12 protein-coding genes are annotated in these 14,917 nt (G+C 73.0%); 8 read left to right on the forward strand and 4 right to left on the reverse strand.

All coding sequences use genetic code 11. The features are described from left to right. Nucleotides 1-52 precede the first annotated feature (52 nt). On the reverse strand, nucleotides 53-445 hold the full coding sequence (locus tag ACF08W_RS15955; protein ID WP_385212573.1) for a molybdopterin-binding protein: 393 nt from the start codon (nucleotides 443-445) through the stop codon (nucleotides 53-55). Nucleotides 446-733: 288 nt separating this feature from the next. Here ACF08W_RS15955 and htpG point away from each other — a divergent pair, with 288 nt between their 5' ends. From htpG to ACF08W_RS15970, 3 genes are all read left to right on the forward strand, one after another. Next, complete coding sequence (htpG, locus tag ACF08W_RS15960) at nucleotides 734-2,671, forward strand: molecular chaperone HtpG (RefSeq protein ID WP_392279580.1); 1,938 nt, start codon at nucleotides 734-736, stop codon at nucleotides 2,669-2,671. A 235-nt stretch (nucleotides 2,672-2,906) separates the two neighbouring features. After that, the gene (locus tag ACF08W_RS15965; RefSeq protein WP_392279712.1) at nucleotides 2,907-4,277 is read left to right on the forward strand and encodes an MFS transporter; all 1,371 of its coding nucleotides are present in this window, start codon (nucleotides 2,907-2,909) and stop codon (nucleotides 4,275-4,277) included. A gap of 92 nt (nucleotides 4,278-4,369) precedes the next feature. Beyond that, the gene (locus ACF08W_RS15970) at nucleotides 4,370-5,788 is read left to right on the forward strand and encodes an MFS transporter (protein ID WP_392279581.1); all 1,419 of its coding nucleotides are present in this window, start codon (nucleotides 4,370-4,372) and stop codon (nucleotides 5,786-5,788) included. A gap of 58 nt (nucleotides 5,789-5,846) precedes the next feature. Here ACF08W_RS15970 and ACF08W_RS15975 read toward each other — a convergent pair whose 3' ends face one another. Continuing rightward, complete coding sequence (locus tag ACF08W_RS15975; RefSeq protein WP_392279582.1) at nucleotides 5,847-6,362, reverse strand: hypothetical protein; 516 nt, start codon at nucleotides 6,360-6,362, stop codon at nucleotides 5,847-5,849. Between the two features lie 231 nt (nucleotides 6,363-6,593). On the opposite strand from ACF08W_RS15975, the gene ACF08W_RS15980 reads away from it, so the two are divergent. Further along, nucleotides 6,594-7,739 (forward strand): glycosyltransferase, encoded by a 1,146-nt coding sequence (locus ACF08W_RS15980; protein WP_392279583.1) that lies wholly within the window; start codon nucleotides 6,594-6,596, stop codon nucleotides 7,737-7,739. Nucleotides 7,740-7,813: 74 nt separating this feature from the next. Here ACF08W_RS15980 and ACF08W_RS15985 read toward each other — a convergent pair whose 3' ends face one another. Then, nucleotides 7,814-9,112, reverse strand: coding sequence for an extracellular solute-binding protein (locus tag ACF08W_RS15985; RefSeq protein ID WP_392279584.1), 1,299 nt, complete (start codon nucleotides 9,110-9,112; stop codon nucleotides 7,814-7,816). 742 nt (nucleotides 9,113-9,854) lie between these two features. On the opposite strand from ACF08W_RS15985, the gene ACF08W_RS15990 reads away from it, so the two are divergent. From ACF08W_RS15990 to ACF08W_RS16000, 3 genes are all read left to right on the forward strand, one after another. Next, on the forward strand, nucleotides 9,855-10,829 hold the full coding sequence (locus ACF08W_RS15990; protein WP_392279585.1) for an acetylxylan esterase: 975 nt from the start codon (nucleotides 9,855-9,857) through the stop codon (nucleotides 10,827-10,829). A gap of 135 nt (nucleotides 10,830-10,964) precedes the next feature. Further along, the gene (locus tag ACF08W_RS15995; protein ID WP_392279586.1) at nucleotides 10,965-11,678 is read left to right on the forward strand and encodes a hypothetical protein; all 714 of its coding nucleotides are present in this window, start codon (nucleotides 10,965-10,967) and stop codon (nucleotides 11,676-11,678) included. Then, nucleotides 11,675-12,319: a hypothetical protein gene (locus ACF08W_RS16000; RefSeq protein WP_392279587.1), complete on the forward strand. Its 645-nt coding sequence runs from the start codon at nucleotides 11,675-11,677 to the stop codon at nucleotides 12,317-12,319. The genes ACF08W_RS15995 and ACF08W_RS16000 overlap by 4 nt, the downstream gene beginning before the upstream one ends. A 28-nt stretch (nucleotides 12,320-12,347) precedes the next feature. Here ACF08W_RS16000 and ACF08W_RS16005 read toward each other — a convergent pair whose 3' ends face one another. Then, complete coding sequence (locus ACF08W_RS16005) at nucleotides 12,348-14,087, reverse strand: protein kinase (protein WP_392279588.1); 1,740 nt, start codon at nucleotides 14,085-14,087, stop codon at nucleotides 12,348-12,350. Nucleotides 14,088-14,154: 67 nt separating this feature from the next. Between ACF08W_RS16005 and ACF08W_RS16010 the strand changes: the two genes are divergently transcribed. Next, nucleotides 14,155-14,856 carry a ribonuclease H gene (locus tag ACF08W_RS16010; RefSeq protein ID WP_392279589.1) on the forward strand — a complete coding sequence of 234 codons (702 nt, stop codon included), beginning with the start codon at nucleotides 14,155-14,157 and terminating at the stop codon, nucleotides 14,854-14,856. The last annotated feature ends 61 nt before the right edge of the window (nucleotides 14,857-14,917 follow it).

Consider the following 14,917-nt stretch of genomic DNA (forward strand, 5'->3'; position numbering starts at 1 on the left):
GTTTGTACGGGACGGTCGCCCCGGTGGAGTCGGGAGGGGTGTCACCCGCCGGTCAGGCACGGTCGATATGCACATTGGTCGACTTGATCCGGGCGGTCGCCTCCATCCCGACCTCCAGCCCCAGCTCCTCCACCGCCTCCCGCGTCAGCAGCGACACCAGCCGGTGCGGCCCGGCCTGGATCTCCACCTGGGCGGCGACGTCACCGAGCTTGACCGCGGTGACGATCCCCGGGAAGGCGTTGCGGACCGAGGTGTACGAGGCGTCCTCCTCGCTTCCGTCCTTGGCCAGCTCGACGGAGAAGGCGGCGAGGTCCTTGCCCTCGACGAGCCGCCGCCCGCTCTCGTCCCGGTGCGTGGCCACCCGGCCCGCGTCGGCCCAGCGGCGCGCGGTGTCGGGGCTCACGCCGAGGAGCCGGGCCGCCTGACCGATCGTGTAGTACTGCATACCGGCCAAGATAGGCCCACCCGCCCCGGGCCCCGGCGCCGGGCGCGCCCGGCCGGATCGGGGGTTGCTGGGCGCGCATGTCCGCTTCGAGCGGCTCGTGGCCGAATGTCCCCAGCGTGTTTCAAGCCGCCGGGCAATCCCTCGGGAGGGCTCGTTCGACGCGGTGGGCCGGAGGCACCGTATCCGACGCGGGAGCAGTTGGCGGAAGCCGTCCGGTGTCAAGAGCGGCTGATCTAAAGTGCTCAGGCCGGATCCCGAACCGAGGACCTGAGAAGGAATCACGGAATTATGCCCACTGAGACGTTCGAGTTTCAGGTGGAAGCGCGACAGCTTCTGCAGATGATGATCCACTCGATCTACTCGAACAAGGACGTGTTCCTGCGTGAACTCGTCTCCAACGCTTCCGACGCGCTCGACAAGCTCCGCCTCGAAGCGCTGCGCGACGACGCGCTCGACGTGGATGTGTCCGACCTGCACATCGCGATCGAGGCCGACCGGAAGGCCCGCACCCTGACCGTGCGGGACAACGGCATCGGCATGTCCCACGACGAAGTGGTCCAGCTCATCGGGACCATCGCGAACTCCGGGACCGCGAAGTTCCTGCGCGAGCTCAAGGAGGCCGAGGGCTCCGCCGCGGCCGAGGGGCTGATCGGCCAGTTCGGCGTCGGCTTCTACGCCAGCTTCATGGTGGCCGACGAGGTCGAGCTGCTGACGCGGCGCGCGGGGGAGGACCAAGGCACCCGGTGGATGTCGACGGGTGAGGGCACGTACACCGTCGAGACCGTCGACGACGCACCGCAGGGGACGTCGGTCACGCTCCGGCTCAAGCCCGAGGACTCCGACGACCAGCTCCACGACTACACCTCCCCGTGGAAGATCAGGGAGATCGTCAAGCGGTACTCCGACTTCATCACCTGGCCGGTCAGGATGGCCGCGGAGACCACGCCCGAGGATGCCGGGGCCGCCGGGGAGGAGGCCGACGACACCCCGCGCGAGCCCGAGACGCTCAACTCGATGAAGGCCCTGTGGGCCCGCTCGCGCGACGAGGTCTCCGACGAGGAGTACCACGAGCTGTACAAGCACATCAGCCACGACTGGGTCGATCCGCTCACCACCGTCCGGCTCCAGGCCGAGGGCACCTTCGAGTACCAGGCGCTGCTCTTCATCCCCGCGCACGCGCCCCACGACCTGTTCATGCAGGGGTACAAGCGCGGCATCCAGCTGTATGTGAAGCGCGTCTTCATCATGGACGACTGCGAAGCGCTGATGCCGCTGTACCTGCGCTTCGTCAAGGGCGTCGTCGACGCCCAGGACCTCTCCCTCAACGTGTCGCGGGAGATCCTCCAGCAGGACCGCCAGATCCAGCTGATGCACCGGCGGCTGGCGAAGAAGGTGCTGTCGACGGTCAAGGACATGATGTCCGCCGAGCCGGAGCAGTACGCCACCTTCTGGCGCGAGTTCGGCCGGGTCGTCAAGGAGGGGCTGCTGAGCGACTTCGAGAACCGGGAGACGATCCTCGGCATCTCGTCCTTCGCCAGCACCCACGACAAGGACGAGCCGACCACGCTGCGGAGCTACGTGGAGCGGATGAAGGAGGGCCAGGAGCACATCTACTACCTGACGGGCGAGTCCCGGCAGGCCGTCGAGAACTCCCCGCACATGGAGGCGTTCCGGGCCAAGGGCATCGAGGTACTGCTGCTGACCGACCCCGTCGACGAGGTGTGGGTCGAGGCGGACCCCGAGTTCGACGGGAAGAAGCTGCGCTCCGTGGCCAAGGGCGAGGTGGAGCTCGGCACCGAGGAGGAGAAGAAGGAGGCCGCCACCGAACGGGAGGGCCGGCAGCAGGAGTACGCGGATCTGCTCGGCTGGATGACCGAGCGGCTCGGCGAGAGCGTCAAGGAGGTCCGGCTCTCCTCGCGCCTCACCGTCTCGCCCGCCTGCGTCGTCTCCGACACCAACGGTGTGACGCCCGCCCTGGAGGCCATGTACCGCGCGATGGGCCAGGAAGTGCCGCACTCCAAGCGCATCCTGGAGCTCAACGCCGGGCACCCTCTGGTCAGCGGCCTCAACCGGGCGTACGCCGCCCGGGGCGAGGAGCCCGTCACCGGTCTGGAGGAGACGGCCGAGCTCCTGTACGACCTGGCGCTGCTGGCGGAGGGCGGCGAACTGGGCGACCCCTCGCGCTTCGTCAGGCTGATGGCCGACCGGCTCGAACGCACGCTGTAGGCAGCACCGCGCGACGGGGCCGCGCCCCGCGCCATCGGGCGCGGCCCCACCGGTCCGATCCGTGACGGGACGGGGCCGGCCGACCCGTCGCCTTCCCCGCACGCACGCCGCAACGGAGGTCTCCGTGAAGTCCAGCGCCCCGCCCCCGGCCGGAAACCGGCCCCCGGAGGTGCGGTTCACAGCGGCGGACCGCCTGGTCGCCGTGCTCGCCCTCTCCGGGATCGTCGTCTCCCTGATGCAGACGATCGTGATCCCGCTGGTGCCCGAGCTGCCCGACCTCCTGCACGCCTCCCCCTCCGACGCGACCTGGGCGATCACCGCGACCCTGCTCGCCGGAGCGGTCGCCACCCCGGTGATGGGCCGGCTCGGGGACATGTACGGCAAGCGCCGCATGCTGCTGGTCAGCCTGCTCCTGCTGGTGGCCGGCTCGGTGGTCAGCGCGCTCGGCGACGGCCTCGGCCCGATGATCGTCGGCCGGACCCTCCAGGGCCTCGCCTCCGGCGTCATCCCGCTGGGCATCAGCATCATGCGCGACGAACTGCCCGCCGAGCGGCTCGGATCGGCGGTCGCGCTGATGGGGGCCTCCCTGGGGATCGGAGGAGCCCTCGGACTGCCCGCCGCGGCCTTTCTCGCCGAACGGGTCGACTGGCACGTGCTGTTCTGGGTGGCGGCCTGCATGGGCGGGCTCGCCACGGTACTCGTCCTGACGCTGGTTCCGGAGTCGCGGGTGCGCACCGGCGGACGGTTCGACCTGGTGGGCGCCGCAGGGCTCTCCGTGGCCCTGCTCTGCCTGCTGCTCGCGATCTCCAAGGGGGCGGCCTGGGGGTGGGCCAGTGGGTGGACGCTCGGCCTGATGGGCGTCTCGCTGGTCGTCCTGGCGGTGTGGGGCCGCTGGGAGCTGCGGACCGGGCAGCCGCTGGTCGACCTGCGGACCACCGCCCGGCGGCAGGTGCTGCTGACGAACATCGCCTCGGCGGTCTTCGGCTTCGCGATGTTCGCGGTCTCGCTCGTACTGCCCCAGGTGATCCAGTTGCCGACGGCCACCGGGTACGGCCTGGGGTCCTCGCTGCTGACCGTCGGACTGGTCATGGGCCCGTCCGGGCTGGTCATGATGGCGGTCGCGCCCCTGTCGGCGCGCATCTCCCGGACCCGTGGGCCGAAGACGACGCTGATGACCGGAGCCGTCGTGGTCGCCGCCGGGTATCTGCTGGGCATCGTCCTGATGTCCGCGATCTGGGAGCTCCTGCTGGTGTCCGCCGTGATCGGGGCCGGGATCGGCCTTGCCTACGGGGCGATGCCCGCACTGATCATGGGCGCGGTGCCGGTCACCGGGACCGCCGCCGCCAACAGCTTCAACACGCTCACCCGGGCCATCGGCACCTCCGCCGCGAGCGCCGTGGCGGGCGTGGTCCTCGCCCAGATGACCACCCGGTTCGGCCCCATCGAGGTGCCGTCGCTGAACGGATTCCGTACCGTCCTGGCGATCGGCGCCGGCTCCGCGCTGCTGGCCTTCCTCGTCGCGTCCTTCCTGCCCGCCCACGACCCCGCCGGCGCCGGGGCCCGGCCGGCCACCGGGGCCACCGCGGCCGAACCCGCCGAGAGCTGAACGGGCCACGGGACAGGGGCAGGGGCGCGGGCTCCACGGCGCACGGAAAACCGGTGGCGGACGCCGAGCCGGGCCGCATAGCTTGTCGGCCCGTGACAGATGCGCCCGAGAGCACAGCGCCCGCCGCCCCGGCCCGACCGGCCCCGGAACGGCCCGAAGCGGAAGAAGGGCTGTTCTCCCGTACGTACCGGACGGCCACCGCGGGCTTCGCCGCGGTGATGTTCCTGACCGGGCTCGCCGCGCTCGCCGTGGTGCCCACTCTGCCGACCGCGGTACGGGACCTGGACGGGGTGGCGCTCTTCCCCCTGGTGGCGGGCTGTTTCGTGGCCGCGAGCCTGCTGGGCGGGGTGCTGGGCGGGCAGTGGGCGGACCGTGCCGGGGCCCAACGCCCGCTGGCGGTGGGCATGGTGCTGGCGGTGGTCACCCTGCTGGTCTCGGCCGCCAGCGGCTCGGTCTGGCAACTGGCCGCCGGACGCTTCGTGGACGGCGTCGCGGGCGGCATGATCGCGGTGGCCGTCAACGCGGCGATCGGCCAGGCCTATCCCGACCGGCTCCGGCCGAGGGCCCTGGCCCTGATGAGCGCCTGCTGGATCGTCCCGTCACTGATCGGCCCGCCGCTGGCCGGTCTGGTGGCCGAATGGTGGTCCTGGCGTGCGGTGTTCTACGGGCTGGCGGCGCTCACCGCGCTGCCCGCCCTGGCGGTGGTCGCCGCGCTGCGCGGCCGCTCCTGGCAGGCCCCGCCCGCGCCCGCCGGGGACGACGCGCCGCGTCCGGCGCCGATGGTGGCGCTGGCGGTGAGCGCGGGAGCCGCGCTCGGCCAGTACGGTGCGTCGGGCTGGGACATCCGCCATCTGCTGTTCGCGGCGGCCGGGCTGGCCCTGCTGGTGCTGTTCGCCAACCAGCTGCTGCCGACGGGCACCTGGCGCGCCGCACGCGGGCTGCCCGCCACCGTGCTGCTGCGCGGCCTGAGTTCGGGCGTGTTCTTCACGCTGGAGGCACTGGTGCCGCTGATGCTGGTCACCGGCCGGGACGTGGCCCCGGTCGTGACCGGGCTGGCCTTCACCGGGGCCGCGCTGGCCTGGGCGGCCGCCTCCTGGGTGCAGGGCCGCCTGCCGGAGCGGACCCCGCGCCATCGCCTGGTCGTGGTGGGCGCCGTGGTGCAGGCGGCGGCGGTCGTGCTCGCCGCCGTCGGGTCGCTGCCCGGGATGCCGCCCGCCGTCGCCGCCTCGTCGATGGTCGTCGCCGCGACCGGCATGGGCCTGCTCACCCCGTCCCTCACCGTGCTCTCGCTCGGCCACGCCCCCCGCGACCGGCAGGGCTACGCCAGCAGCGCCATGCAGACCAACCAGAACCTGGGCCAGATCGTGATCCTGGGCATCGCCTCCGCCCTCTTCAACGCCTTCCTGAGCGCCGGATCGGACGACCACACCGGCTACGCCGCCGCGTTCACCCTGCTGCTGGTGCCGGGAGTCCTGGCGGCCGTGCTCGCCACCCGGGCCCGCGAGGCGTGACCGGAGCGCCCCGGGACACCGGGACCCGGCACGGCCGCGTCGCCAGAACCCGCCCGGCTCAGACGCCGAAGGCGTGCACGACGATGCCCGCGCGCCCGGCGAGCTCCGTCAGCTCCCCGGCCCGCGCGGCCGGCAGGCACACCACCGGATAGCAGTCCGACTCCAGATCGATCACGGCGAGCGCCGCGCCGACCTCGCGGTAGCGGCGGCCGCACACCTCCAGGAAGTCGTACGTCGGCAGCAGCAGGTCACCGTCCTCGAAGAGCCCCCAGGGGTCGACGGCGGGCGCGGAGTCCAGCAGGCGCAGCTGGGCGCGGATCTCCTCCGGATGCTCCTTCCAGTCGAACTCGGCGAGCAGCCCGTGCGCGTACAGGGCGTCGACCAGCGCTATCCGGAGGAGCTCCGGGACGGGCCCGTCGACGCCCCGGTCCTCCAACTCGTCCGCGTACGCCCGCGCATAGCCCTCCGGGTCGTCGTGGGCGAGCAGCACCCGCTCGGCTACGGCCGGGCGCTCGGGGGCGAGCAGGGCGGTGACGGCGGTCAGGGAAGCGGCGACGACTCCGGTGCCGGACACGGGCGTTCTCCTTCGAAGGCCCGGGGCCGCGACCGGTCCCGGGGACGTGAACGCCCTGTTCGGCGCTCATGGGGGAAGCCTGGCACAGGGGTACGACAGTCGGCGCGGGGAGCCGGATGTGCGAGCCGTACGCCCTGAGTGGGGCGTTGCGGATCAAACGCCGGTAACGCGCCGTAATCAGGCGGAAAGTGGCCCTGTGGGCGGAGAAGGCGGAATCCTACGCTCGGTCCCATGCGCGTACTTTTCACCTCGACCCGCGGTGCGGGCCACTTCTACCCACTCGTCCCCCTCATCGACGCGTGCGCGGCGCGCGGTGACGACGTCCTCGTCGTCGCCCCCTCGGCGCTCGAACCGGTGCTCGCCGCCCGGAAGCAGCCGTACCGCATCGGCGGGGAGCCGCCGAGGGAGGCCATGGACGCGATCAGAGCGCGTGCGATGTCGCTGGCCCCGGACGACGGAGTCTCCGTGATGGTCGCGGAGGGGTTCGGCCGGCTCTGCACCGCCGCGATGCTGCCCGTGGTGGAGGAGGTCTGCCGGGACTGGCGGCCGGATCTGGTCCTGCACGAGACGTTCGAGTTCTCCTCCGTCGTGGCGGCCGAGCGCCACGGCATCCCGCACGCCCGGGTCGCGGTCTCCGCCGGGGGGTTCACCGCCCAGGCCGACCCCCTGGTGGGCCCGGTGCTCGACGCGTACGGCTCCGGCATCGCTGAGCGGCTCCTGGCCTCCCCGTACCTGACCCGCCTGCCCGTCTCCATGGACCCGTCCCCGTACGACGTGACCCACCGCTACCACGAGGAGCCCCGGTCGGCGGTCCTGCCGGACTGGTGGAACGGGGCGAAGGAGCCGCTGGTCCACCTCACGCTCGGCTCCGAGGCGGGCGCGCTGCCGACCGCGGCGGGGCTGTACCGGGGGCTGGTGGAGGCGGTGGGCGCGCTGCCGGTCCGGGTCCTGCTCACGACCGGGCGCCACCTCGGCCCCCGGGACCTCGGACCGCAGCCGCCGCACGTCCACGTGGAGTCATGGGTGCCGCAGGAGGACGTGCTGCGCGGGGCATCCCTCGTGGTGTGCCACGGCGGGTCGGGGACGGTCTACGGCGCTCTCGCGGCCGGTGTTCCGCTGGTCTGCGTCCCGCTCTTCGCCGACCAGCCGGCGAACGCGCGGCTGGTGACCGCGGCGGGGGCCGGCGCGGCCGTCGTCCCGGCGAACGCCGGCGGCGAGGAACCCACGGTGCTGGACCCCGACGACGTACGGAGCCTCGGCACCGCCGTCGAGCGGGTCCTCGCCGCGCCGTCGTTCCGCGAGCGGGCCCGGGCGCTGGCCGACGAGATGCGGGCCACCCCCTCGGCCGCCGAACTGGTCGGGGCCCTGTACGGGTGACCCCCGCGCACCGTCCGCTCCGGCGGACGGTGCGCCGCAGGTCGTTCGGGTCCGGAGGGGTCCCGGACCGCGGCTCAGTCCTGGATCAGGTCCTTGACCGCCTGCCCGGCCTCCCGCATGGCGTTCTTGGGCGTGGCCGAGCCGACCAGCACCGCCTGTACCTGCTTGGCGACCGCCTCCTCGATCTGGGAGTTCTTCGCGAACCGCCAGAAGGGGCTGCTGGTCGCCGTTCCGGTGATCTTGTCGGTCCAGCCGGTGGTGAAGGTGTCGCCCTGGACCTTCGGGTCCTCCAGGCCCTCGGTGGTGGTCGGCGGCAGCGCGAGCTGCTCGAAGTAGTCGGTGACCGTCTTCCTGTCCGACGTGGTGTGCAGCGCGAACTCGGTGGCCGCGTCCTGGCCGTGGCCCCGCACGATGACGATGACCTGGCCCCACAGCAGGGCGCGCGGGATGTCGCCCTTCTGCAGGACCGGACGGGCCACGGGCTGCATCGCGTCCGCCAGCTTCTTGTCCTTCGCCTGCGCGGCGATCACGCCCTTGCCCACCAGGGCGTCGTCGTAGAACGCGGCCCTGCCCTGGGCGAACAGGGCGCGCGCGTCGAAGCGGTCCACGTCGGCGGAGATCAGCCGCTCGTCGTACAGCCGCTTGTACCAGGTGACGGCGTCGATCGACGCGTCGTCGCCGATCGTCACCCGGTTTCCTTCGAGGAGCGTGCAGCCGAAGGTCTGCATCCACGGGAAGATGTCCTTGAGCTGCGCCACCTTCGTCGCGGCGGCGTACGGCACCAGCCCGCCGCCCAGCGCCTTCAGCTCACGCAGGGCCGACTCGAACTCCTCGGTCGTGGTGGGGTGCTTGGTGATTCCGGCCTGCTCCAGCAGCTTTCCGTTGGCGACCAGGCCGATCGACCCGGTGGTCCACGGCAGCCCGAGCTGCTTGCCGTTGTACGTGCCGCTCTCCAGCGCCACGTCGGTGTAGTGGCCCTCCGGGGCCTTCGTTCCCAGGTCGGCGAGCTTGCCGGTCTGGGCGATGGTGCCGAGCCAGGCGATGTCGAGCTGGACCGCGCCGGTGACCTGGCCGCCGCCCAGCTTGACCGCGAGCTGGCTGAGGTACTCGTTGTACGGGTACGAAGTCGTCTTGATGCTGGTGGACTTGAGCTTCTCCCAGTTCGAGACGATCTTCTGGACCGCGGGTCTGGCGGCCTCCTCGTTCATCGACCAGGACGTGAAGTGGAAGTCCTTGGCCCCGGTGTCGCCGCCGTTGGAGTTCGATCCGCTGGACGGAGCGCAGGCGCTCAGCGCCCCGGAGCTGGCGACTCCGAGCGCGCCGAGGGAGAACATCCGGAGCGCGCTGCGTCGGCTGAGGTCGAACCTGGTCATGAGGGTCTCTCCGTACGGGGAAGTCGAGCGGTTGAAGGTGGGGCGGGGGGCCGCGTGCCGGGACCGGATCAGTGCCGGGTGCCGGGGATGCCGGGTACGGCGTGACCGGCGGGCGGGGCCGCGGGACGCGGACCGGGCGCGTCGGCGGACCGTGCTCCCGATGGGGGGAGGCGGCGGACGGGCTCCGCGGTGCGGTGGTCGACCGCGCGGACGCCCGGTGTGCCGGGCGGATTGCCCGGGGGGACGGGGCGGTCGAGGGGACCGCGTGCCACCGGGCCGGGCCGGTGCCCGGCGGTCGGCGGGTGGGGGGAGGCGGGCGTGCCGGGCCGTGGTGCCCCGGCCGGGGCGACGGCCCGTGACTCGGGCCGGCCGCTGAGTAATCCGCTCAGCACGGACATGGCCCGCCGCACGCTCTGGTCGTTCCCTCGATCGAATGCCGTTACCGTGCGCACTCCGGCGAACCCGGCGTGCAACATGCGGAATCGTCGTCCATTCATCACGGAAACGTCAACCCTTGGGCGGGATGTGTTTGCGGTGTGCTGGCAGAGAAGTTTGACGATCCCTCAGTGAGGAAGTCTGAATCAGGATTCAGTGCCGCTCCATGCAAATTAATTGCGCAGTATGGGCGCGCTTGCGAGATCCCGTGCCCGGCGGCGCCGGTTCCCGCGCCGGGCCCCCTGTTCGGCGGCGCGTTGCCGCACGGCACACTGTTCGGAAATACCGCACCGCGAGGAGACCAGTCATGGCCCTGTTCGACCTGTCGCTGCCCGAACTCCGCTCCTACCGGCCACAGGTGGACGAACCGGCGGACTTCGACGCGTTCTGGGCGGAGACCCTCGACGAGACGCGCTCCTTCGACCTCGCGGCCTCCTTCGAGCCCGTCGAGACCGGGCTGAGCGGCATGCGCACCTGGAACGTCACCTTCGCCGGTTTCGGCGGCCATCCGATCAAGGGCTGGTTCAGCGCCCCCGCCGGTGCCGAGGGGCCGCTCCCGCTCGTCGTCCAGTTCCACGGCTACAACGGCGGACGCGGCCTGCCGCACACCCACGGCCTCTGGCCGCTGGCCGGGTACGCCCACTTCATCATGGACGTGCGGGGCCAGGGCAGCGGCGGAAACGTCGGCGACACCCCCGACCCGATCGGCTCCGGCCCCTCCATCGCGGGCTTCATGACCCGGGGCATCGAGGACCCGCGGAGCTACTACTACCGGCGGGTCTACGCCGACGCCGTACGCGCCGTCGAAGCCGCCCGCTCGCACCCGCTCGCCGACGCCGCCCGCACCGTCGTGGTCGGCGGCAGCCAGGGCGGCGGCCTCGCCCTCGCGGTCGGCGGACTCGTCCCCGGCCTGACGGGCATCGCGCCCGACGTCCCCTTCCTCTGCCACTTCGGCCGGGCCGTCACCCTCACCGACTCCAACCCGTACGCGGAGATCGCCCGTTACCTCAAGATGCACCGGGACAAGGAGCGGGGCGTCCTGCGCACCCTGTCGTACTTCGACGGGGTCTCCTTCGCCGCCCGGTCCACCGCCCCCGCGCTCTTCTCCGTCGGTCTGATGGACCAGGTCTGCCCGCCCTCCACGGTCTTCGCCGCCCACAACGCGTACGCCGGCCCGAAGGGCATGGAGGTCTACTCGTTCAACGGCCACGAGGGCGGCGACATGTTCCACGAGGCCGTCAAGGTCCGCTGGGTGCGCGAGGTGCTGAACGAAGCGGGCTGACCGGTGCCGGGGCGGGGGACCAGCGGGGTGTGGCCGGGGCCACGGACACCATGTCGACGCCTCGTATAGGGTCCAACGGGGTATGTCAATACCCCGTTCCGGTGGTCGGTGGCCAGGCAAGAGCAAGGGCGGACAGTGCGGCAGAGAATCTATGCGCAGACCCTGCGCGTCATCGCCTGCGCGCTGATGGTGTGGCAGGTCTGGCTGACGTGGTACGTCGCCGCCCACGAAGCCGTCGGCGTGCGGTGGAGCTGCGACGGCACCGGAAGCTGCGCCAGCGACCAGTTCGCCTCGGTGGCTCCGTTCCTGGGCATCGGCATGGCCGTCCTCCTCGGACTGCTCACCGCCCGGTACCTGCACCGGGCCGTGCCCGGCGCGATGGTCTCGCTGTCCGCCGCGGCCGCGCTCGCCGGCTGGTACGACGCGCTGGACGAAGGGCTGGTCGAGCGAGGGACCACCACCTCCTTCCACATCATCTTCCCGTTCGGCGAGTTCACCGTCTCCAGCTGGCTCGCCTTCCTCTGGTCCGTCGCGGGCGCGGGCTGCCTGGCCGCCTGGTGGGGAGCGGCGGTCAGCCTGCGCCGGTGCGGCGGGCTGCGGAGGTTCTCCCGCCGCTGCGCCACGGCCGAGGCACGGCTCACGGGCTGGCGCTCCGCGGGCGGCGGCAGGTACGGCGAGGTCACCGTGGTCTTCGACGACGCCGCCGGGGTCCACCACGAGGTCCCGGCCGTCGTGGAACGCCTCGCGCTGCGCCGCGACGTCCTCGCGCTGTACGACCCCGACCGCCCCGACGACCCGGACCGCACCCGGGTCGTCATCCCCCGCAGGAAGGCGCTGCGCCTCGTATGAGCATCCCGACCCCTTCCCCCGTCGCCCGGCTGCGCGGCGCCCTCCGGTCGCTCGGCGTCCTCTGCGCGCTCGGTACCGGACTCGTCCTGGCGGTCACGGTCCAGGGCGCCGTGCACGGCCCCCGCTGGCTGCTGTTCCTCGGGCTCCCCCTGGCGGCCCTCACCCTGGCCGCGTACGGCAGGATCGCCGAGGACATGGGCGAGAACGCGGCCGCCGCCCCGCTGCGCTCCGACGGCCCGCGCGCCTTCGCGCCCGCCGTCGTCAACAAGGTGCGTGCGGTGGACAGGGCCAGTGGCCGGACCGTCGGTGACGGGCGGTCGGTGAACTCCGCCTTCGCCTTCGACCTGACCGTGGTGGCCGACGGACTGCCCCCGTACCGGGTCGAGGTCCGCCACCCGCTCGACCTCCAGGGGCTGCTGCACCGCTCCAGGGCGGTCGTCGAGTACGACCCCGAGCAGCCCTGGCGGGTCGTCGTCCCGCAGAACCCGCCGCGCGCCTGGCTGGCCAGGGCGGAGACGCTCACCCCGCCCCAGGGCGAGGTGGAGCGGGCCGGACGCGGCGGCCCGGCCGGTCTGTGGGTCCTGGTGGCGGGTGCGGCGGTCGCCGCCGTGCTGCTGGTGGCGGTGGCGGTTCTGGGCTGAGCCCCGGCCCTGCCGGGCCGCCGGTGGCTCAGCTGTCGCGCGGGTACTTCTTGAGCACCTTGCCGTGGATGTCGGCCCGCAGATAGGCGCCGCCGTACTCGTCCGAGACGTAGACGCTGAGCGTCGGCTGGTAGTCGTCGAACGGGGACGCCGGGTCGATGTCCACGTAGTGCGTGGTGGGCTCGGCGACCCCCAGCTCCTTGTCCGCCCGGCGGATCAGCTCGGGCAGGGCGTCCCAGTCGAACTTCAGCAGGTCCACCGACTTGGCACCCGACATGAGCGTGCCGCCCGCGCGGTCCCGGACGGCCTTGCCGTCCCGGTAGGAGAAGACGTCGTACAGGGCCTTGTTCTTCGCGAGCGGGGCCTCGGCGCTCGCGTGCACGTCGTACAGCGTGAACGAGGTGATCTCGGTGCCGCCCATCACCGGCTTGAGCGAGGCGATGACGGACCGGGCACCGGCGGGCGTCAGCAGGTTCCTGGGCGGTGCCGGGGTCTTCTCCGTGCTGTCCGGGCCGGTGTTGTCCGACGTGGCGCTCTTCCCGGCGGAACGGCCCGCGGCCGTACGTTCCGACTGCGGCCGGTCCGCGGCGGAGGCGGCGCCGGGGTCGGCCGGTCCCGTCTCCGTCCCGGGCAGCAGCGACCACACCAGGACGCCGGTCAGGGCCGTCCCGGCGAGCGCGGTGGAGACCGCCACGATCCGGCCCCGCCGGACCCGCCGGTTGACCTCCCGGGTCCCCAGCGTCGGAGGCGCGGGGTTCGGGAAGGCGGGCGGGGCGAACGGATCGGCCGGCCGGGGAGCGGGGCCGGGGGGCAGGACGGCGGTCGGGGCGGGGCCGAAGCCGGGGCCCGGCGGTACGGCGTCCTGCGGGGCGGGTGTGGCCCGCCGGGGCGGTACGGCGTCCTGCGGGGGAGCGGTCCGGGGTCCGGACCCGTCGGCCACCGCGGCCAGCAACCGGTCCAGCTCCTCCGGGCCGGGCCGGGCGGCCGTGTCCCGGACCAGCAGCGCGGTCAGCACCGGTGCCAGCGGACCGGCCTGCCGGGGCGGCGGCACCTCCTCGTCCAGCACGGCGGCCAGCGTCGCCAGCGTGGTGGCCTTGCGCAGCGGATGGCGGCCCTCGACGGCGACGTACAGCATCATGCCGAGCGACCACAGGTCCGAGGACGGGTCGCCCTCGTCGCCGCGTATCCGCTCGGGCGCCATGTAGTCGGGGGAGCCGATGATGGAGCCGGTCGCCGTCAGGCTCGTGGACTCGCGGATCGCCGCGATGCCGAAGTCGGTGAGGACCGGGCTCCCGTCGGCCCGCAGCAGCACGTTGGCCGGCTTCACGTCGCGGTGCAGGATCCCGGCGGCGTGGGCGGCCCGCAGCGCGGAGAGCACCCCGCGCCCGAGCCGGGCGGCCTCGGCCGGGGCGAGGGTGCCCTCGGTCAGCCGCTCCGCCAGGGAGGCGCCGGGCACCAGCTCCATCACGATCCACGGATACGTACCCGCGCCGCCGTCCACGATGTGGTGGACCGTGACCACCCCGGGGTGGTCCAGCCGGGCCAGCGCCCGCGCCTCGCGCAGCACCCGCTCGCGCAGCAGCCGGGCCGACTCCGGATCGTTCTCCATGAGCGCCGGGTCCGGGGGCCGCACCTCCTTGAGCGCCACATCGCGGTGCAGGGCCAGGTCGTGGGCCCGCCACACCATGCCCATGCCACCGCTGCCGAGCCGGTTCACCAGCTCGAAACGGTTGTCGATCACGCGGCGCTCAGGCCCCCCAGCGGTCATGGGGAAGAGGGTACGGGGCAACGCCGGGGCGGCACGCACCCACCCCGCGCGCTGGCATGATCAGGGCATGAACGAGAGCATCATCGCCGCCTGCGACGGCGCCTCCAAGGGCAATCCGGGACCCGCGGCCTGGGCCTGGGTGGTGGCCGACGCGCAGGGGCGGCCCGAGCGCTGGGAAGCCGGGCCGCTGGGCACCGCCACCAACAACGTCGCCGAGCTCACCGCCCTGTACGAGCTGCTGGCGGCCACCGACCCGGCCGTACCGCTGGAAGTACGGATGGACTCGCAGTACGCGATGAACGCGGTGACCAAGTGGCTGCCGGGCTGGAAGCGCAACGGCTGGAAGACCTCGGCGGGCAAGCCGGTCGCCAACCGCGATCTGGTCACCGGCATCGACGAGCGGCTGACCGGCCGGACCGTGCGGTTCACCTACGTCCCCGCCCACCAGGTCGACGGCGACCCGCTCAACGCCATCGCCGACCAGGCGGCCAGCGAAGCCGCCGTCGCCCAGCGCCCGGCCGGTACCGCGCACGGCGCCACCGAGCCCCCGGCGCCCGCCCCCGCCCGCGCCACCGGCACCCGGAGCGCCGGCGCCTCCTCCGGGGGCGGGAAGCGGCCGGGCGCCTCCCGCCCGGCCCGGTCCGGCGGCACGATCCGGGCCAGGTTCGCGGGCCGCTGCCGGTGCGGTCGCCCCTACGCCGCCCAGGAGATGATCGCCAAGAACCCCGAGGGCTGGGGCCACCCGGAGTGCCGTACCGCCTCCGCCTGATCCGGCCGACGGGCGGCGCCCGGACCGGCCCGCGTGCCATGATGCGGACCGGGGAGCGGCA

It is taken from the genome of Streptomyces sp. NPDC015144 (assembly GCF_043079735.1).
Taxonomy (GTDB): domain Bacteria; phylum Actinomycetota; class Actinomycetes; order Streptomycetales; family Streptomycetaceae; genus Streptomyces.